Annotated in this window: 16 protein-coding genes; 8 read left to right on the top strand and 8 right to left on the bottom strand. The window is 70.0% G+C overall.

The window, feature by feature from the left end; all coding sequences use genetic code 11:
• Positions 1-64: 64 nt before the first annotated feature.
• Together ABZ845_RS07875 and ABZ845_RS07880 are read left to right on the top strand one after the other, a co-directional pair.
• The gene (locus ABZ845_RS07875; RefSeq protein ID WP_360974347.1) at positions 65-238 is read left to right on the top strand and encodes a hypothetical protein; all 174 of its coding nucleotides are present in this window, start codon (positions 65-67) and stop codon (positions 236-238) included.
• Entirely contained in the window at positions 235-1431 is a 1197-nt protein-coding gene (locus ABZ845_RS07880; RefSeq protein WP_360974350.1) for a low temperature requirement protein A, read from the top strand. Before ABZ845_RS07875 ends, ABZ845_RS07880 begins: the two co-directional genes overlap by 4 nt.
• Before the next feature lie 148 nt (positions 1432-1579).
• Here the strand turns inward: ABZ845_RS07880 and ABZ845_RS07885 are convergent, their stop codons facing one another.
• A complete protein-coding gene (locus ABZ845_RS07885) occupies positions 1580-2737 on the bottom strand; it encodes an acyl-CoA dehydrogenase (protein ID WP_360974353.1) in 1158 nt (385 codons plus the stop codon).
• Positions 2738-2915: 178 nt separating this feature from the next.
• Between ABZ845_RS07885 and ABZ845_RS07890 the strand changes: the two genes are divergently transcribed.
• Entirely contained in the window at positions 2916-4259 is a 1344-nt protein-coding gene (locus ABZ845_RS07890) for a UDP-glucose/GDP-mannose dehydrogenase family protein (RefSeq protein WP_360974356.1), read from the top strand.
• A gap of 147 nt (positions 4260-4406) precedes the next feature.
• Here ABZ845_RS07890 and ABZ845_RS07895 read toward each other — a convergent pair whose 3' ends face one another.
• A complete protein-coding gene (locus ABZ845_RS07895; RefSeq protein ID WP_360974359.1) occupies positions 4407-4907 on the bottom strand; it encodes a CGNR zinc finger domain-containing protein in 501 nt (166 codons plus the stop codon).
• A 115-nt stretch (positions 4908-5022) separates the two neighbouring features.
• On the opposite strand from ABZ845_RS07895, the gene ABZ845_RS07900 reads away from it, so the two are divergent.
• Positions 5023-5382 carry a VOC family protein gene (locus ABZ845_RS07900; protein ID WP_360974362.1) on the top strand — a complete coding sequence of 120 codons (360 nt, stop codon included), beginning with the start codon at positions 5023-5025 and terminating at the stop codon, positions 5380-5382.
• Positions 5383-5461: 79 nt separating this feature from the next.
• Here the strand turns inward: ABZ845_RS07900 and ABZ845_RS07905 are convergent, their stop codons facing one another.
• Entirely contained in the window at positions 5462-6757 is a 1296-nt protein-coding gene (locus ABZ845_RS07905) for an LCP family protein (RefSeq protein ID WP_360974365.1), read from the bottom strand.
• 120 nt (positions 6758-6877) lie between these two features.
• Here ABZ845_RS07905 and ABZ845_RS07910 point away from each other — a divergent pair, with 120 nt between their 5' ends.
• Complete coding sequence (locus ABZ845_RS07910; RefSeq protein ID WP_360974368.1) at positions 6878-7450, top strand: acyl-CoA thioesterase; 573 nt, start codon at positions 6878-6880, stop codon at positions 7448-7450.
• A 52-nt stretch (positions 7451-7502) separates the two neighbouring features.
• Here the strand turns inward: ABZ845_RS07910 and ABZ845_RS07915 are convergent, their stop codons facing one another.
• Positions 7503-8816, bottom strand: coding sequence for an LCP family protein (locus ABZ845_RS07915; protein ID WP_360974481.1), 1314 nt, complete (start codon positions 8814-8816; stop codon positions 7503-7505).
• A 275-nt stretch (positions 8817-9091) separates the two neighbouring features.
• Here ABZ845_RS07915 and ABZ845_RS07920 point away from each other — a divergent pair, with 275 nt between their 5' ends.
• A complete protein-coding gene (locus tag ABZ845_RS07920) occupies positions 9092-10120 on the top strand; it encodes a glycosyltransferase family 2 protein (RefSeq protein ID WP_360974371.1) in 1029 nt (342 codons plus the stop codon).
• A 102-nt stretch (positions 10121-10222) separates the two neighbouring features.
• Here the strand turns inward: ABZ845_RS07920 and ABZ845_RS07925 are convergent, their stop codons facing one another.
• From ABZ845_RS07925 to ABZ845_RS07940, 4 genes are all read right to left on the bottom strand, one after another.
• Entirely contained in the window at positions 10223-11956 is a 1734-nt protein-coding gene (locus tag ABZ845_RS07925; protein WP_360974374.1) for an LCP family protein, read from the bottom strand.
• Positions 11957-12199: 243 nt separating this feature from the next.
• Positions 12200-13936, bottom strand: a complete 1737-nt coding sequence (locus ABZ845_RS07930) for an LCP family protein (protein WP_360974377.1) — start codon at positions 13934-13936, stop codon at positions 12200-12202.
• Positions 13937-14174: 238 nt separating this feature from the next.
• Positions 14175-15488 carry an LCP family protein gene (locus ABZ845_RS07935; RefSeq protein WP_360974380.1) on the bottom strand — a complete coding sequence of 438 codons (1314 nt, stop codon included), beginning with the start codon at positions 15486-15488 and terminating at the stop codon, positions 14175-14177.
• A gap of 226 nt (positions 15489-15714) precedes the next feature.
• On the bottom strand, positions 15715-16470 hold the full coding sequence (locus ABZ845_RS07940) for a TIGR03089 family protein (RefSeq protein ID WP_360974383.1): 756 nt from the start codon (positions 16468-16470) through the stop codon (positions 15715-15717).
• Positions 16471-16609: 139 nt separating this feature from the next.
• On the opposite strand from ABZ845_RS07940, the gene ABZ845_RS07945 reads away from it, so the two are divergent.
• Together ABZ845_RS07945 and ABZ845_RS07950 are read left to right on the top strand one after the other, a co-directional pair.
• On the top strand, positions 16610-18022 hold the full coding sequence (locus tag ABZ845_RS07945; RefSeq protein ID WP_360974386.1) for a peptidoglycan recognition protein: 1413 nt from the start codon (positions 16610-16612) through the stop codon (positions 18020-18022).
• 157 nt (positions 18023-18179) lie between these two features.
• Positions 18180-19262: an NDP-sugar synthase gene (locus tag ABZ845_RS07950; protein WP_360974389.1), complete on the top strand. Its 1083-nt coding sequence runs from the start codon at positions 18180-18182 to the stop codon at positions 19260-19262.
• Positions 19263-19332: the final 70 nt, after the last annotated feature.

The raw sequence follows: 19332 nt of genomic DNA on the forward strand, positions 1-19332 counted from the left end.
CGCGCCATCACGCCGCTCCGGATCCATGCCGCGCCCGGAGCGGCCGCGGGATAACCTCGCCGCCGTGGACCTGACATTGCCTGCCGAGGCGATCGACCGGCTCGACCAAGCCGGCGCGATCCCCCGGGGCTTCCCCCGGGCGTTCATCGCCCCCATGAAAAGCTTCGTGCCCGGCGCCGCGGGCGTGCGTGCCGACGGGCTCGGAGCGGCCCTGAGAACGGCGGGTGCCGACCGGTGACCGTGAGCCCCGCCACGGCGGCCCCGGCCGGGCCCACCGCGCCGGAAGAGCAACGCGTCACGTGGGCCGAGCTCTTCTTCGACCTGGTCTGGGTCTTCGTCATCACCCAGATCGCGGGTGTGCTGGCACACGCCCACTCGGCAGAAGGTGCCCTCAAGGCCCTGGTGCTGTTCGTGCCGCTGTGGATGGGCTGGGTGGGAGCCGCCCTGCTGGGCAACGCCGCGGGTCCCCATCTGGACGGCGCCCACGGCCGGCTCCTCATCTTCGCCCTGGCGGCCTGTGGTCTCGGCATGTCCGTCGCCGTCCCGCGGGCGTTCGGCGACGACGGGGTCGTGTTCGGCTCCTGTTATGTCCTGATGCGGCTGATCCTGTGGCAGCGCATGCGCCGCTGGCCCACCTTCGGCGGGCTGCGCGTGGAACCGTTCGCGGTGAGCCTGCTGGTCAACGGCCCCCTCGTGCTGATCGGGGGCCTCGCGGCCGAGGAGACACGGCTGACCCTGTGGGGGCTGGCGGCCGTGGTGGAGATCCTCGGCACGGCCATCCTCGGCAGACGCCTGGACCAGGTCCGCTTCGAAACCTCGCACCTGCCGGAGCGGTTCGGCCTGTTCGTGATCCTGGCCCTGGGCGAGACGGTCGTCGCCGCCGGGGCCAATGCCTCGCAGGCCGGCGCCGACACCCCCACCCTGCTGACGCTGGGCCTCGCCTTCAGCCTGATCCTGCTGCTGTGGTGGACCTACTTCCACTACGGCGCCCCCGCGGCCCGGCACAGCCTGAGCAGCGATCCTGTGCAGGCACGCGTCGTACGGGACGTGTTCAGCTACGCCCACCTCGTCTACGCCATCGGCATCATCTGCATGGCCGTCAGCCTGAAGGTACTGCTGCGGGCGCCCCTTCAGGTGCCCCACGAACTGGCGGGACTTCTCGCGGCCCCCGGGGCCGCCCTGTATCTGGGCGGCTTCTGTTACGCGCGACGGCGCATGTTCGGAGCTGTCGCCGTGCCACGCTTCACCGGCGCGGTGCTGTGCGTGGCGCTGTCCCTCCTGGCGCCCCACGTGCCGCTGCTGGTCACGGTCGGCGCGGTCGTCCTTGTTCTCGGGGCGGTCAACGGGGTGGAGGCATGGATCGTGGAGACCGGGCGCCCCCTCCCCCTGGTCCGCCTCCCGAAACCGCTCCGGTCCCGCGCCGGGGACTGAACGGCTCACCGCCCGCGGCTGCACACAAGCCCGCGGGCGGCGAAGGGACGAAGGGCGGAACACGGCAACAGCCCCCCGGCATCGCGCCGGGGGGCTGTTGCCACCCTCACGGTCCGCAGGACCTGCGAAAGCCCTGCTGTCACCGCTGTTACGGAAGGTTGCGCGCCATCACGATGCGCTGGACCTGGTTCGTGCCCTCGTAGATCTGCGTGATCTTCGCGTCGCGCATCATGCGCTCCACCGGGTAGTCGCGCGTGTAGCCGTATCCGCCCAGGAGCTGGACGGCGTCCGTGGTGACCTCCATCGCCACGTCCGAGGCGAAGCACTTGGCGGCGGCGCCCTGGAAGGTCAGGTCCTTGTCGCCGCGCTCGGACTTGGCCGCCGCCGCGTAGGTGAGCTGGCGGGCCGCCTCGATCTTCATAGCCATGTCGGCGAGCATGAACTGGATGCCCTGGAAGTCGCCGATCGGCTTGCCGAACTGCTTGCGCTCACGCACATAGTTCTTGGCGTAGTCGAAGGCGCCCTGCGCGACACCGAGGGCCTGAGCGGCGATGGTGATGCGGGTGTGGTCGAGCGTCTTCATCGCGGTCGCGAAGCCCGTGCCCTCCTCGCCGATCATGCGGTCGGCCGGGATGCGGACGTTGTCGAAGTAGACCTCGCGGGTCGGCGAGCCCTTGATGCCGAGCTTCTTCTCCGGGGCGCCGAAGGACACGCCCGGGTCGGACTTCTCGACCACGAATGCCGATATGCCCTTGGAGCGCTTCTCGGGGTCGGTCACGGCCATGACCGTGTAGTACTCCGAGACGCCCGCGTTGGTGATCCAGCGCTTCACACCGTTGAGGACCCAGTGGTCGCCGTCGCGGACCGCCTTCGTCGTCATACCGGCCGCGTCCGAGCCCGCCTCGGGCTCGGAGAGGCAGTACGAGAACATCGCGTCGCCATTGGCCAGCGGACCCAGGTACTTCTTCTTCAGCTCCTCGGAGCCGGAGAGGATCACCGGGAGGGAGCCGAGCTTGTTCACGGCCGGGATCAGTGAGGAGGACACGCAGACACGCGCCACCTCCTCGATCACGATTACCGTGGCGAGCGCGTCCGCGCCCGCGCCGCCGTACTCCTCTGGTACGTGCACCGCGTGCAGGTCGCCCGTGACGAGGGCGTCCAGCGCCTCCTGCGGGAAGCGCGCCTCCTCGTCCACCGCTGCGGCGAACGGCGCGATCTTCGCCTCGGCCAGCGAACGGATCGCATCACGGAGCATGTCGTGCTCCTCGGAGGGGCGGTACAGGTCGAAGTCAGCCGATCCGGCCAAGGTCTCTCACGCTCCAAAACGCTGCGAAGCCGACGCTAATTACCGTTAAGTAACTCAAATTTTAGAGGTACGCCCACTCGACTGATACGTGAGCTTGGCGACAGCGGGGAACCTGCCCGTCGTAAGGCCCCGCTATGCTCGGGCACCGATTCACAGCCGTAATCCCTGGAGCAGATCCATGAGCCTCAAGATCACCGTGATCGGTACCGGCTACCTCGGCGCGACACACGCCGCGGCCATGGCCGAGCTCGGGTTCGAGGTGCTGGGGCTCGATGTCGTGCCCGAGAAGATCGAGATGCTCCAGCGGGGCGAGGTCCCCATGTACGAGCCCGGCCTCGAGGAGCTGCTGCGCAAGCATGTGGCGGGCATCGAGGGCGCCACGGGGCGGCTGCGCTTCACCATGGACTGGGCCGAGCTGGCCGACTTCGGCGACATCCACTTCGTCTGTGTGAACACTCCCCAGAAGCACGGCGAGTACGCCTGTGACATGTCTTACGTGGACGCCGCGGTCGCCTCCCTGGCCCCGCACCTGAAGGCACCCGCCCTGGTCGTCGGCAAGTCGACCGTGCCCGTCGGCTCCGCCGACCGCCTGGCCGCCTATCTCGCCGAGCACGCACCCGCGGGCCAGGACGCGGAGCTGGCCTGGAACCCGGAGTTCCTGCGCGAGGGCTTCGCCGTCCAGGACACGCTGCACCCCGACCGGGTCGTGGTCGGCGTGCGCAGTGAGCGCGCCGAGAAGCTGCTGCGCGAGGTGTACGCGACCCCGGTCGCCGAGGGCTCGCCCTTCGTCGTCACCGACTTCCCGACCGCCGAGCTGGTGAAGACCTCCGCCAACTCCTTCCTGGCCACCAAGATCTCCTTCATCAACGCGATGGCGGAGGTCTGCGAGGCCGCGGGCGGTGACGTCGCCAAGCTCGCGGAGGCCATCGGGCACGACGACCGGATCGGAAGGAAGTTCCTGCGGGCGGGCATCGGCTTCGGCGGCGGCTGCCTGCCCAAGGACATCCGGGCCTTCATGGCACGGGCGGGCGAGCTGGGCGCCGACCAGGCGCTGACCTTCCTGCGGGAGATCGACTCCATCAACATGCGCCGCCGCGGCCAGATGGTGGAGATGGCCCGAGAGGCGCTGGGCGGCGGCTCGTTCCTCGGCAAGCGCGTCGCGGTCCTGGGTGCCACGTTCAAGCCCGACTCGGACGACGTACGCGACTCGCCCGCGCTGAACGTCGCCGGGCAGATACACCTGCAGGGCGGCCAGGTCACGGTCTACGACCCCAAGGGCATGGACAACGCCCGGCGGCTCTTCCCCACGCTCGGATACGCAGGCTCGGCCCTCGAGGCGGTGCGCGGCGCCGATGTCGTACTGCACCTCACGGAGTGGCGCGAGTTCCGCGAGCTGGACCCGGAGGAGATGGGCGCGGCGGTCGCCTCCCGTGTGCTCCTCGACGGACGCAACGCGCTCGACCCGGAGCTGTGGCGCAAGGCCGGCTGGACCTACCGGGCCATGGGCCGCCCCACCGCGTGAGGGATCACGGCCGGGGCGCGGCGCGCCGGGACGGGTGACGCCGGTCCGGCCGAGGCTCAGTCGGCCGGACCGGCGTCCGGCCCCCATTCTGTACCACCGCCGTGGCGCACGGGCCGGGAGGCTCCGAACCGTGTGCCGGGTGTGCGCCTACTTGGCCCGGTACCGCCGCATCTTCGCCCGTGCCCCGCACACCGCCATCGAGCACCAGCGGCCCTTCCCGGCCGGGCTGCGGTCGTAGTACGCCCAGTGGCACTCGGGCAGTTCACAGGCCTTGAGGCGCATCCAGGTGCCCTCGGTGAGAGCCTGCGCGACGGCCGCGGCCACACGCGCCAGGAGCGGCCGTCCGTCGGCGGGGGCGAGAGCGGCGGAGCCGTCCCGTTCGTCGACCGCGACATGCAGGGGTGCCCGCGCGAGAAGCACGCCGAGGGGTGTCACCTCGCGGTGCGGCGGATGGCCCGCGTGGGCCAGGCAGACGGCACGCAGGGACTCCCGCAGCTCGCGTGTCTGCGCCAGGTCGCCTTCCGCGACGCCGAACTCGGCACGTCCTTCGGGTGTGTCCAGGCGATCGTCGCCCGATTCCAGGTCCACGGTGTTGACCAGGGCCTCCACCAGCGCGAGACCGCCCGGAGCGGGGGCTCTGTCAGTCATGTCTGCGACGTTACCTTCCGGAATTCCCCTTGCGGTGTTACCTCCAACACGCCACTATGCGGTAACGGTTACCGTATGCCGGTCTCTATGGGTAACGCACTTCGAGGAGGAAGTCATGGCTCTCGCCAAGCTGGGCCCCGTCGTCCTGGACTGTCCCGACCCCCGCGCGCTCGCCGGGTTCTACGCCGAGGTGCTCGGCGGCGAGGTGGAGGGCAGCGGCGACTGGGTCGACCTGAAGACGCCGGACGGCCCGGCGCTGGCGTTCCAGGCCGCGCCCGGGCATGTGCCGCCGCGGTGGCCGGCGCCCGACGGCTCGCAGCAGTTCCATCTGGACCTGACGGTGGACGACCTGGACGCGGCCGAGAAGGGAGTGCTCGCGCTCGGCGCCCGGCCGCTGGACACGGAGGACCGCTCGCGCACGTTCCGGGTGTACGCGGACCCGGCGGGGCATCCGTTCTGCCTCTGCGCCTGCTGATCGGCGGCGCTCGTACCCGAGCAGAGGAAGGGCCCCGCCGGCATCGGCGGGGCCCTTCCCGGCTACGGCTGCCCGGGGCTCAGTTGCCCGAGACCGTCACCGGCTGGTCGTTCTTCAGCTCGTCCACCAGCGTCTTGACCTTGGCCTTGTCCCACACCAGGTTTCCGCCCGTGGAGCCGGAGATCGGCATGTTCAGCGACTTACCGTCGCCGCCGGAGACGCCCTTCATCGCCCAGAACATGGAGCCGAGGTCCCACAGGCTCATGTCCTTGTCGACGGTCAGGGAGTCCAGGCCCGCGCTCATGGTCGGGTAGAGCTTGAAGGGGTTGAGGACCGTCGACGGGGTGGCGACCTGGTGGGCGAGCGCCGAGAGGAACTTCTGCTGGTTCTTGGTGCGCTGCAGGTCGCTGGCCGCGAAGGCGTGCCGGGTGCGGACGAAGGCGAGGGCCTGCTCGCCGTTCAGCGTCTGCGTGCCCGCCTTGAAGTCGGCGCCCGAGTACTTGTCCTTGAAGCCCTGGTCGATGTTGATCTCGACGCCGCCCACCGCGTCCACGATGTTGGCGAAACCGGCGAAGCCGATCTCCACGTAGTGGTCGATGTGCAGCCCGGTGTTGTACTCGATCGTCCGGACCAGCAGCTCGGGGCCGTCCTCGGCGTACGCCGCGTTCAGCTTCGTATGGCGGCCGGTGTCCTTGTAGACCTTTCCCGACGTCGAACCCTGGTACGACGGAATCTCCACGTCCGAGTCACGGGGGAGCGAGACAAGGGTGTCGCCGTTGTCCCCGACGTGAAGGATCATCATCGAGTCCGTCCGCTTGCCCTCGGCGGACCCGGTGTGCAGCTTCTTCTTGTCCGCGTCGGTCAGGCCCGCCCGGCTGTCGGAGCCGACGATCAGGTAATTCGTGCCGGCACCCGCCGCAGGCCGGTCTATGACCTTGGACAGGTCGACGTCGCGGTGAAGCTTGGAATCGGCCCAGAAGTACGTGGCGACCGAGGTCACGACGAGCACCGTGACCAGAGTGATCACGGTCCACTTGATCCGGCGCCGCCAGTTCGGGCGCGGCCGGTACTGCTCGTACTCCGGGCCGGACCCGCCGCCGTTCGGCGGGGCGCCGCCATAGACCTGGCCGGTGTTGTAACCGCTGTCGTACCCTTCGTGACCGCCGTACCCCGGGTCACCCTGGTAGCCGTCCTGGTACGACGGCTGCTGCGGCACCCCGCCGTAGGGCGGCGCGCCCTGAGGGCCGCCCGGCGTCCCCGGCGTGCGCCGGACCTGCCGCATCACGCGCGCCCCATCGGGCTGTGCGTTGGTGCTGCCGCGTCCATAGCGGTTGCCGCGGCTTGCGTCGGGATATCCCTCGGGCCAATCGTTCATGCGCCCCAGTGTGCAGGGTCGGGGTATGTGCCCCACAAGGGGCGGCGAAGAACGGGGTCAGGGCTGTTGCGAAGCTGACACAAATATTTCAGTACCTTCGCGCGGCATAAGGTGGACGCCATGACAGACCAGGCCCCAGCTCCGGAATCAGAAATTCCGGGCGTCATCGCGGGTGAACTCCCCGGCAAGCCGACCTCCGCGTCCCGGACCACGCTCAGCCACATAATGACCCACAACGACACCAACCTTCTGGGCACGGTGCACGGTGGCGTGATCATGAAACTCGTCGACGACGCGGCCGGTGCCGTGGCGGGCCGGCACTCCGGCGGCCCGGCCGTCACCGCCTCCATGGACGAGATGGCGTTTCTGGAGCCGGTCAGGGTCGGCGACCTCGTCCATGTGAAGGCCCAGGTCAACTGGACCGGCCGCACCTCGATGGAGGTCGGCGTCCGGGTACTGGCCGAGCGCTGGAACGAGTCGACGCCGCCCACTCAGGTCGGCTCCGCCTATCTCGTCTTCGCGGCGGTCGACGCCGACGGCAAGCCCCGGCGTGTGCCGCCGGTCATCCCGGAGTCGGAGCGCGACCAGCGCCGCTACCAGGAGGCCCAGATCCGCCGCACCCACCGGCTGGCCCGCCGCCGCGCGATCACGGAACTGCGGGCGCAGCGGGCCGCGGACGGCCACGGCGACTGAGTCACGGGCGTTGCCCGCGACTGAGTCACGGGCGTTGCCGCCGCCCCAGGGCTCACGGGCATACGACCTGATCGCCGGTCGTCACCTGGTCCGGCTTCTGCGGTTCCTCGGGCTTCACCGGCCGCACCTCCTTGAAGTCGCTGCCCGCGATCACCTTCAGCAGCTCCCCCTGGCGCGGAGCGGCGCGCAGCTCGCTGCCCGGCAGGGCCGCCGCCAGGGACCGGGCCGAACGGTCCCAGCGAGGGTCGTAGAGGATCACCGTGCGCCGGGCCGAACGGTCCGCCGCGGCCACCGGCTGCCGGGTCGTACGGAACCCGGTGGCCGCGAGTCCGTCGTCCAGGCGCTTGCCGAGCCCCGCATCGGGCGTTCCGTTCTGGATCTGCACCCGGATCTGCTGCGGGGGCACGTCCACGCTCACCGGGGCCGGGCCCTTCGCCCGGTGCCCGGGCGTGGCAGGTGTGAGCGGTCTGTCGTCGCGCAGCGACCGGAACAGCGCCCGCGCCTTGGCGTCGTCCCACTTCACCGTCGAGCCGAGACCGGCGACGGGGAACTTCGTGTCACCGATGGGCACGGTCGTGAACTCGGACGAGCGCGGTGAGAAATTCCGCATGGCGTGGCTGAGCCCGAGCAGCTCGTCCGTCCCGAAGCCCGGGTCCGCGCGTACCGAGCTCAGGACCGCCCGGGTCACATCGCGGAACTTCATCGGGTTCAGCAGGATGCCCGAGGACGTCGCCCGGTCGATCAGCGCCGCCAGGAACTTCTGCTGCCGCTGCATACGGCTCATGTCGGAGGCCGCGTCCACGTGCCGTGAGCGCACGTACTGCAGCGCCTGCCCGCCGCCCAGCAGATGCGTGCCCGGGGCCAGGTCGAGCCCGGTGAAGCCGTCCTTCAGCGGCGTTGCCGTGCACACCCGGACACCGCCGAGCGCGTCCACCGTCTTCATGAAGCTGATGAAGTCGACCTCCATATAGTGGTCGATCTTCAGCTGCGTCATGCCTTCGACCGTGCGCACGGTGAGACCCGGGCCGCCCTCCGCGTAGGCCGCGTTCAGCCGGATCGGATGGGCCGGGTGCTGCACCCCGGTCGCACGGTCGGTGTACGCCGGCGCCTGCGCGTAGGAGTCCCGCGGCAGGCTCACCACCGTCGCCCGGTCCCGGTCCTCGGAGATATGCACGATCATGACCGTGTCCGTGCAGTGGCAGGGATCCCCGCCCAGATGGAACTCGTGCCGCTCCTGCTCCGTGATCCCCTCCCGGCCGTCCGTGCCCACCAGGAGGATGTTCATCCCGTGACCCGCCGCGGGGCGGTCCTTCATGTCCTTGAAGGGGTCGATACGGGAGATGTCCTCGTCGACCCCGGCGATCATGGCGTGCCCGATCCCGGCCGCGGCGAGAACGCTCACGGACAGCGCGGTGAACACCCGTGATGCCCAGCGGGGCTTTCTCCGCCGGGCCGGCGGCCGACGGGCGGGAGACCGGCGTTCCGGGTGAGGACGCGCGGGCGAGCGGGTCGGCGTGGGCACCGGGGAGACCTCCGTGGACGTGGATCCCTGAGCACCGTAGGCCGCTGTGATCGGCGGCTCCCGGTGCCGCCCGGGCGGCGCGCACCGGTGTCCCCCGTTCGCGGTAACGTGAGGCCCCTATGAACGCCACTCCCGACGTGCAGCTCCCCGCCGTGTCCGTGATCATGCCGGTCCTCGATGAGGAACGGCATCTGCGCGGCGCCGTCCAAGCGATCCTCGCCCAGGAGTACGGCGGCGAGATGGAGGTCGTGCTCGCCCTCGGTCCGTCCACGGACCGCACGGACGAGATCGCGGCCGAACTGGTCCGGGAAGACCCGCGCGTGCACACGGTCCCCAACCCGGCCGGTCGCACGCCCGCCGCGCTCAACGCCGCGATCAAGGCGTCCCGGCATCCGGTCGTGGTCCGCGTCGACGGTCACGGAATGCTGTCGCCGAACTACATCGCGACTGCCGTACGCCTCCTGGAGGAGACCGGCGCGCAGAACGTCGGCGGCATCATGCACGCCGAGGGCGAGAACGACTGGGAGCACGCAGTCGCCGCCGCCATGACCTCGAAGATAGGGGTCGGCAACGCCGCCTTCCACACGGGTGGCGAGGCCGGTGCCGCGGACACGGTCTACCTCGGTGTCTTCCGGCGTGAGGCCCTGGAGCAGCAGGGCGGCTACAACGAGGAGTTCATCCGCGCCCAGGACTGGGAGCTGAACTTCCGGATCCGGGAGGCCGGCGGCATCGTCTGGTTCTCGCCCGAGCTCAAGGTGTCGTACCGTCCCAGGCCCTCGGTGCGGGCCCTCGCCAAGCAGTACAAGGACTACGGACGCTGGCGCCATGTGGTCGCCCGGTACCACGAGGGCTCCATCAACCTGCGCTACCTCGCCCCGCCGGCCGCGGTGTGCGCGATCACGGCGGGCGTCGTGGTGGGCGCGGCGCTGACACCGTGGGGCTTCGTGATCCCCGGCGGCTATCTCGCGGCGATCGGCCTCGGCTCCGTCCCGGCGGGCAAGGGCCTTCCCCTGAAGGCGCGCCTCCAGATCCCGGTCGCCCTCGCGGCCATGCACATGTCCTGGGGCTGGGGCTTTCTGACCAGCCCGAAGTCGCTGGCGAAGAAGGTCATGGCGTCGCGGCGCCCGGCGGTCGTCGCCGCCCGCTGACATACACGTCCTCACGCCGGACACTTCGGTCCCCGCGCCGGACACTTCGGTCCCGACGCCGTCGGGGCCCTTTACGTGAAGAGAGGGCCCCGACGCGCGCGGTCACCAGGTGAAGGCCGGGTCCACCGTCATGCACTTCTTGTCCGCGCCATTGAGGATGTCGGCTGACACCGGGGTCTTGTTGTCCTGCTTCGGCGCCTTGTACGTGGTTCCTGTGCGCCAGTCGGCGCCGACGACCAGGGTGACGCCCGAGACGTCCGTCGACCTCTGCACCGAACTCTCCGGAAGTCCCAGGACCTTGGCGACGCGCTCGGCGTCGCCCTTCAGGTCCGCGCTCGGGTAGCGGACGACCGTGGTGTCCTGGGAGAGCACCGTCGAGGAGTCGGAACCGGCCTCGCTGAAGCCCTTGTCGACGAGGAGCTGTGCCACCGTGGCCGCCCTCCCGGAGGCCGGCGCCAGCTCATCCGTCCGGGTGCCGTTCTGCACCTGGACCGCGATCTTGTCGTCGCTGTCCGTCGGGGCGGATGCCGGCTCGGGCGACGCCTTCTTCGTGTCCTTGCCGTTCTCGGCGTCCTTGCCGTCCAGCGCGATGTCCTCGCGCACCAGCCGGAACAGCTGGTCCGCGTCCCCGGACTTGGGCAGCACGCGCTCACCGGAGTAGACGAACGGCATCGTCGTCATCGTGATGCGGTCGGTGGGCACCTTCTTCAGCTCGGTGCTCAGGTCGTAGAGCTTGGCGACCGTGCCGAGCCCCCGGTCGACGGTGAGCGCCGAGGTGGCCGTCTCCGCGAGAGCGCGCAGCTTGTCCGGGTTGCTGAGAGTGGCGTTGGCACGCAACTGACGCACCATCGCGCTCATGTACTGGTGCTGGGCCTTCGTACGGGCGATGTCGCTGCCGTCCTCGAAGCCGTACCGCGTGCGCAGCCAAGCCAGGGCCTGCGTGCCCTTGACGTAGCTGGTGCCCGCCTTCAGCTTCAGGCCCGAGCCGTGCCCGGAGGAGGTGTGGGAGTAGATGTTCTTGTCCACGCACACCGGGACGCCGCCGATGGCGTCCGCCATCGACACCACGCCCGCGAAGTCGACCATCATGAAGTGGTCGATGTGGATGCCGGTGAGCTTCTCCCAGGTCGCGACCGTGCACCCGGGACCGCCGCGGCCCAGCGAGTCGTTGGTGATCCGCAGTGAGGTCGTCGCCGGGTAGACCTGCTTGGTCTGGGGGTCGGTGCACTGGGGGAACTGGAGCAGCGTGTCGCGCGGCATGCTCACCACCGACATGTTGGTGCGGTCGGCCGAGAGGTGCACCAGCATCTGGACGTCGGCGCGGGGCGGGGAGTCGAAGGTGTCCTTCGCGCCGCCGAGTTCCTGGTCTTCCTTGGAGTTACGGCCGTCCGACCCGATGAGGAGGATGTTCAGCGGGGTCTGGCCCGCCGCGTTCGGTGTCGGTGCGGCAGCCCGGTCCTTCGGGTCGCCGATGTTGAGGTCTTCTTTTTTGATGTTGTCGTTCAGGTGCTGGTAGTAGAGATAGCCCGCGCCGGCGGTCCCGAGTATGACGACCGCGAGAACGGTCGCCGACCAGCGCAGGACGCGGCGTCTGCGGCGCGGGCGGGCTCCGCCCTCACCGGCGGGCGGCTGCTCGCCGCTCCGGCCGCCGGGCTCGGACGGCGGACCGTCGCCGGCGCGCCGATCGCCGTCGCGGTCCTGCCCGATGCCGTCGGCGTCTTGCTGAACGCCGCCGCCTTCCTGCTCGTACGGTCTGTCGTCCGGGCCCAGTTCACCGGCCCGCCCGTCCTGTATTCGCGTCCCTTTGCCCTGCCCCCGCACGCTGCCCTGTACCAAGTCCCTGCCCTCCCCACCCTGTGCCCGGCACACCGGGTCCGTTCCGTGGCCCGGCGGGTCTCGCGCCGCCGCGCCTTGCGGAACCTTCGCCAAACGGTGGTACGCCCCTTGCGGCCCACCGGAATGCATGCGCGTCCAGTAGCTAGACGCTCGACGCGCCCGGTGGGATGCATCCCACCGGGCGCGTATGCCTCCTGTTACGTGTCTGCGTTGTGTCAGACGGGCAATGGGCCGCTCAGGTCATCACGTCGAGCACACTTGCTTGTCCGCGGTGGCCTTCTGGACGTCCGTCGGCGCCTTGGTCGGCGCGGTCAGGGGAACTCCGGCGCCCTTGAAGTCCTTGCCGAGCGTCAGCACGATCGCGGGCAGACCTTGGTCGTTCGTCTCGCTCTTGCCCGGCTTCAGCGCCGACGCGGGCAGCCCCATCAGGTCCGCCAGCTTGCGTGCCTGGTCGGCCTGGTCGGGGGCGTACTCGAGCGTCGTCTTGTCCAGCGGCGCGCTCGCGTTCCCGCGCTGGCTGGACTTGAGGACGCCCTCCTCGTTCTGCAGCCAGCTGAGGGTCTGCTGCGCGCTGCCGGCCGGGGCGCCGCCGTTGTAGATGTCGACCCGGACATCGGAGGCGGCCGAGCGGGAGCCCTTGAGACGGGCGGCCACCGCGGCGCTCTCCTTCTTCTGCTGCTGCTTGACCGTGGTCAAAGAGACATCGGCGTTGATCGTCTGGAACAGCTGCTGTGCCTGGGGCTGGAGGGGGACCACCGTCGCATGGACGACCTTCTCGGCCGGATTGTCCCTCACCGGCACCGTCGTGAAGGCGATGTTCTTCGGCGGCACCTTCTTCAGCTCCAGGGCCATGTCCTTGAGCGTGCTCACCTTGCCGATGCCGGTGTCGACGGTGAGCGCCTTGGTGGCCGCCTCCGCCAGGTCCAGCAGCTTGCCCGGGTCGGTCAGCGTGTCACTGGAGGTCATCTTGCGGGCCAGGGCGCCGAGGAACTGCTGCTGCACCTTGATCCGGTCCAGGTCGCCCGCGTTGCCGAAGCTGTGCCGGGTGCGCACGAAGGCCAGGGCCTGCTCGCCCTCGATCTTCGACACGCCCTTGGGCAGTTTGAGGTGCGACTCCTTGTCGTTGATCGGCTTGCCCACACAGACATCGACGCCGCCCACGGCCGTGGTCAGCGTCTTCACCGCGTTGAAGTCGGCCATCATGAAGTGGTCCGGTGCGATGCCGGTGACTTCCTTGACCGTGCGCATGGTGCAGCCCGGGTCGCGGCCGTCCTGGCCGAGGCTCGTGTTGAAGCGGACGTTCTTCGTGCCCGGGATGACCTTGGTGGTGCCGTCCGGCTGCTTCGTCGGGCAGTCGGGAATATCGACGATCAGGTCGCGGGGGATGCTCAGCGCGGTCGCGTTCGTCCGGTCCTTGGACACGTGCAGCAGGATGTTGGTGTCGGCGTGCCCGACGCTGCCGGCGTCGCCGTAGCCGGTGTTGCCCTTGCCGGTGCGCTTGTCGGTGCCGATGATCAGCAGGTTGAACGCCTCGTCCTTGCTGAAGCCCTGCTTGCCCGCGCTGCCGACATCCGTCGTCGTGACGTTGTTCTCGAGGTGCTGGAGGTAGAGATAGCCGGCACCGGTGACCGCGATCAGGATGAAGGCCATACTGCCGCCGGTCCACAGCAGTATCTTCTTCGCCTTCCCCGTCTTGGGTTTCGTCCGCCCCCGCCTGCGCCCCGGCGGGGGCTCGGGCGGCTCTCCCCGGCGACGGCGTGGACCCGGCAGGGTATCGGGAGCCGGCACCCGGGGGCCGGGTGCGGTGCGAGTGCCCCCTTGCCCGCCCGGAGCGGACGGATTTCCCCGCCGCGGTCGCGGCACGGCCGACTGCGGTGAGGAAGGGTTCAGTCGCAGTTCGTATTCACCGGTGTTCGGGTTGCGTACCCACTGATCTGCGGGGTCCATGTTGTCCGCCCGCCCACGGCCTTGCGAGTCCACGGTTGTCCGAATCCTCCGTCGGGGCCACGCGGCGCCTCCCCCCAAGGCGCTCGGGTCTATTCAGCCAGTGCGCCAACCCAGGTCGGACCTCGAAGGCGTGGCACCGGATCGCTCACACTATCCGCCCAGTTCAGCCTGGGGCCACGGCGGTGACAAATTGCACTCTCCTACAACCGGGCAATCTGCCCTATTTCTCAGAGAGTTCTTAGCTCAAGCGTTCCCCGCCTTGGTGTTCCCTTTACCTGCAGGCGTCCTGTGCCGCGGTGTTTCCCCGGAAAGTGGGCGGGGGTTCGGGGGATCGCTCGGGAAGAACCGGGTCAACGGACCGCTTTTCTGCGGACTTTCCGTCGCTGGATGACTGCTCACCGTCATCAATGCCGTACCCGTATCCCGCATTGCCGGACGCCTTGCCGTTCTTTTCCGGTGCATGAGGCGCCGAATCGTCCGGTACTTCCTTGGTGACCGCGACCGGGCGGTCCATGCGCAGTCGTGCGAAAAGTTCCCCGGCCGCGGGCTGGACGAGCTGATCGCGATCGGTGTCGGGCGGGTACGGCGTGCGCGGTGCCGTCAGGAACTGCACACGGTCCGCGGGGAGGTTGCGCAGCCTGCGCACGAGGTCGTACAGACCGCGCAGACTCGCCAGGGCCGGATCCGTGGTCAGGGACGAGGTGGCGGCGTCCAGCACGGGATACAGCTTCACTGGGTTCAGCAGGACGCGGTCGCTGCGCACCTTGCCGGCCATTGCGCCGAGGAAGCGCTGCTGGCGTTCCATACGGTCGGTGTCGCTGCCGTCGCCCAGGCTCTTGCGGGCGCGTACGTATCCGAGCGCCTGCTCGCCGTCGAGGGTCACCCTGCCCGCGGGCAGCCTCAGCTTGGCGGCCTTGTCGTCGATCGGCTGCTTCAGGCACACCTCCACGCCGTCGAGCGCGTCGACCATCTTCTTGAAGCCGTCGAAGCCGATGACCATGTGATGGTCGATGCGGATGTCGGTGACCTTCTCGACGGTGCGAATGGTGCAGGCCGAACCACCGGTGGCGAAGGCCGAGTTGAACATCGTGAAGGCGGGCTTGCTGCGGCTGCCGTCCCTGCGGCGGCAGTCCGGGACGTTCACCATCAGGTCGCGCGGGATGGAGACGGCGGTGGCACTGCGCCGGTCGGCCGCGAGGTGCAGCAGGATCACGGTGTCGGAGCGCTCGGTCCCGGAATCCCGTCCGTAACGGGCGTTCCCGGCGCCCGACCGTGAGTCGGACCCGATGATCAGGATGTTCTGCGCGCCGGGCACGAGCACCGCGGGCCGCTCCTTCTCGTAGCGGGCCAGCTCGGAGGCGGCGTCGTTGTCCGCTTTGATGTTCGAGTCCAGCTTCTCGTACGCGGCCCACCCGGCCCCGGCGGCCCCGAACAGCAGTACGGCGAGCCCGAGCGAGGTGCGCCGGATCCAGCGCCGGCGCCGACGGCGCACCAGCCCGGGCCCGGTCGCGGAGGCACCGACGACGGGCCCGCGGCGGCGCGGAGTGGCCGCCCGCGGCTGCCACGGGGTGCCTTCGGTCGTCACGCGGGTTCACCGCCTTGTGCCGGACGAGATGCGCTCCGCTCGCAGCGCGGGCGGGCCGGGGTTCCTGCGACATCAGGTTCTTGCGACATCGAGTTCTTCCGACATCGAGTTCTTCCGACGCCGGGTTTTTGTGACGTCGGGTTCTTACGACCATGGCCCGGGGCGGTGGCAGGGGGCGGCCGGTACTGCTCCGAACGGGGGAGGCGCCGGGGCGCCCGGGTGCCGCTCAGTGCGCCGTCGCCGACACCCGCTCACTCTCGATGCGCCGGGCGAGCGCGTCCTGCCCCAGCTGTTCCAGATGGCGGCACAGCACCACCGAGCCGCCGGAGGCCAGGGGTGCGTACAGTCCGGCGCTCAGCCCCTCCCATGAGTCGTAGGGCCGTGCGGACAGCAGGCGCGAACCGGGTCCGGTCAGGCCGAGGCCGGGCGCGTCGGCGCGGGCCCGCTCCACCACCTCCGCACCCGTGTACTCCGCCCCGGCGACGATCAGCGCGGGCTCCTCCGGATCGACCGGGGCGAACGGCTGGAAGCGGTCGCCCTGGCCCGGCACCTCGACCGCGTAGTCGAGGAAGCCGTCCGGGGTCCCCGGGAAGCGCCCGCCGAGAGGGCGCAGCGCGAGGGCGACGCGCTCTCCGGAGCAGGAGCGTGCCGCGTCCAGCGTGCCGGGCCCGCTGACGACGAGATCCGCGGTGCCGGGGTCGCCGCCGACGTCCGCCACGACGCCCACGGACGCGCATGCGAGCAGCCACACCGCCGTCTGCCAGTGCGCGGGCAGCAGCAGCGCGAGCCGGTCACCGGGTTCGGCGGAGAGCTCGCCCTGGAGGAGGTTGGCGGTCTTGGCCACCCAATTGGCGAAGGTGGCCACGGAGAGTTCGACGCGTTCCCCCGTGGCGTCGTCGTAGAAGGTCACCAGGGGGCGTGCGGGATCCTCGGCGAGCGCGGATCGCAGCAGGTCGGCAGTGGTGCGGTCGGTGGCGTTCACGCGCGCAAGAGTACGCGGGGGCACGCGCGGGGGCTCATCGGCGGGAGCGTGGACGTGCCACCGGTTCGGGCGAGCGGAGCCGACGGTGCGTCAGTTCCCAGATGGACATAAATGTCTGACTATGTCCAAGATCATACTTATGCGTGGATACCTTGCTTCCTCATTCGGCCTCGCCTGTGCGACGGTCCTGACCTTGACGTCCGCCCTGCCGTCCGCGGCGGCAGGGCCGGACCCGATGCGTACGCGGAACGTGCCGGCCGCCGAATCGTTCGCCGGGGCGCAGATTCCCGGCAGTACCCAGTCCCTTCCCCTGCAGCCCCTGGGCCCCCACCGCGCCGGCGCGGCGGTCGAACGAGGGCTGGAGGCCACGGCCGTACGTTCCTTCTCCCTGGCCGGCGTCGTCTGGGACGACCCGGGTGTCGAACTCCACGGCCGCGTCCAGATCCGCACCCGGTCCAGTCGCACGGGTGTGTGGTCGGCCTGGCAGGAACTCGAGACGCACAACCGCGGCCACGGCCCCGACCCGGCGACCATGGAGGGCCGTTCGAGCCGGATGCGCGGATCGACGGCACCGCTGTGGGTCGGTGACTCGGACGGCGTCGAGGTGCGGGTGCGCGCGGAGGCGGTCCAGACGGGCGAAACCCGTGCGCCCGTACTCCCCGACGGCCTGCGGGTGGAACTGGTCGATCCCGGCGTGGATCCGCGGTCGGACGCTCTCGGGCAGGCCGGGCAGGGAGTGTCGGCGGCGGCATCGGCGTCGCGATGGAGTGGGGGCGCATACGGTAGTGAATCGAGCGCGGAACTCGCCGCATCCGCCGTCAACGCGAACCTCGCGCCCCTGAACGCCACCGTGATTCCGGCACTGTCCAGGGAGGCGACCAGGAAGACCGCGAACCGGTGGGCGGTGGCAGAGCCGCGAAAGGGCGGCCCCGGGGCTGCGGGGCCGTTCATCGGGCCACGGCCGCGTATCGTCACGCGCGCCGGCTGGGGAGCCGACGAGAGCCTGCGCGAGCCGGGCTTCGTCTACACGGGCAGTGTGAAGGTGGCGTTCGTGCACCACACGGTGACGGGCAACAACTACTCCTGCTCGCAGGCCCCTTCGATCATCCGCGGCATCTACCGCTATCACGTCGTGAGCAGCGGCTGGCGGGACATCGGTTACAACTTCCTCATCGACAAGTGCGGAACCATCTACGAGGGCCGGGCCGGTGGCGTGGACAAGCCCGTAATGGGCGCCCACACCCTCGGGTTCAACACCAACAGCACGGGCATCGCCGTTCTCGGCACTTTCACCAACGCCGCTCCCTCGACCGCCGCCATGAACGCCATCGCCTCCCTCACCGCGTGGAAACTCGGACTCTCCGGCATGGACCCGCGTGCCAAGACATACCTGCAGTCGGGTGGTGGCAACCTCTATCCAAAGGGCCAGAACGCGCTGCTGAACGTGATCTCGGGCCATCGTGACGGATTCGCCACGGAGTGCCCGGGAGAGATGCTGTACGGCAGACTCGGCACGGCCCGTTCCGCGGCGGCCCGCCTGCAGGGCCGCTGACGGAGGGGAGGGCTGGTGCACGAGAGCTGTAAGGGCCGTTCGCATACCGTCTCTCACGGTCCTCATGCCACCCTTAGCAATCTTCATAACCAGGTCTGCATAGACTGGCCGGCCGATTGACAGCACGGCCGGTCCCGGCAGGAAGCAGAGACGACAGGTGACAGAAGCGATCCTCCTGGTCGGCGGTAGAGGCACCCGGCTGCGCCCACTCACGGTGCACACGCCGAAGCCGATGGTTCCGGCGGCCGGGGTTCCTTTCCTCACGCACCAGCTGGCGCGGGCGAGGGCGGCGGGAGTGGAGCACATCGTGCTCGCCACCTCTTACCTGGCCGAGGTGTTCGAGCCCTACTTCGGTGACGGTTCCGCCCTCGGCCTGCGGCTGGAGTACGTCACGGAGGAGGAGCCTCTCGGCACGGGCGGCGCCATCCGCAACGTGGCGAGCCGTCTCCACTCCGGACCCGACGAGCCCGTCCTGATCTTCAACGGGGACATCCTCACGGGCCTCGACATCCGGGCGCTGGTCGACACCCATCAGTCGACGGGCGCGGACGTCTCCCTGCACCTGACGAAGGTGCCGGACCCGCGGGCGTTCGGCCTCGTGCCGACGGACGAGACGGGCCGGGTCACGGCGTTCCTCGAGAAGCCGCAGACCCCTGAGGAGATCGTCACCGACCAGATCAACGCCGGCGCCTATGTCTTCCGCCGCTCGGTGATCGACACCATCCCCGCGGGCCGGCCGGTCTCGGTCGAGCGGGAGACCTTCCCGGACCTGCTGGCCGCCGGTGCCCATCTGCAGGGCATGGTCGACTCGACGTACTGGCTGGACCTGGGCACCCCGGCGGCCTTCGTGCGCGGTTCGGCCGACCTGGTCCTCGGACGTGCCCCGTCCCCGGCGGTGCCCGGCCGCTGCGGCGACCGCCTGATCCTGCCGACGGCGTCGGTCGCCTCGGACGCGAAGCTGACGGGCGGCACGGTGATCGGCGAGGGCGCGGTCGTGGGCGAGGGCGCGCGCATCTCCGGCAGCACCGTGCTCTCGGGCGCGGTGGTGGAGCCGGGCGCGGTCATCACCGACTCGCTGATCGGCGCGGGGTCCCGCATCGGCGAGCGCTCGGTGCTCACCGGCGCGGTCGTCGGCGACGGCGCGGTGGTCGGCGCGGACAACGAACTCCGCGAGGGCGTACGCATCTGGTGCGACGCGAGGATTCCCGCGGGCGCCGTGCGCTTCTCCTCGGACCAGTAGGACCCTGCCGCAGGGCGTGCCGCGAAGGCGGTGCGCCCTGCGGGCAGACTTCTTCTCACGTCACGCAGCC

The organism is Streptomyces sp. NPDC047022, assembly GCF_040644155.1.
In the GTDB taxonomy this organism is placed as follows: Bacteria; Actinomycetota; Actinomycetes; order Streptomycetales; family Streptomycetaceae; genus Streptomyces.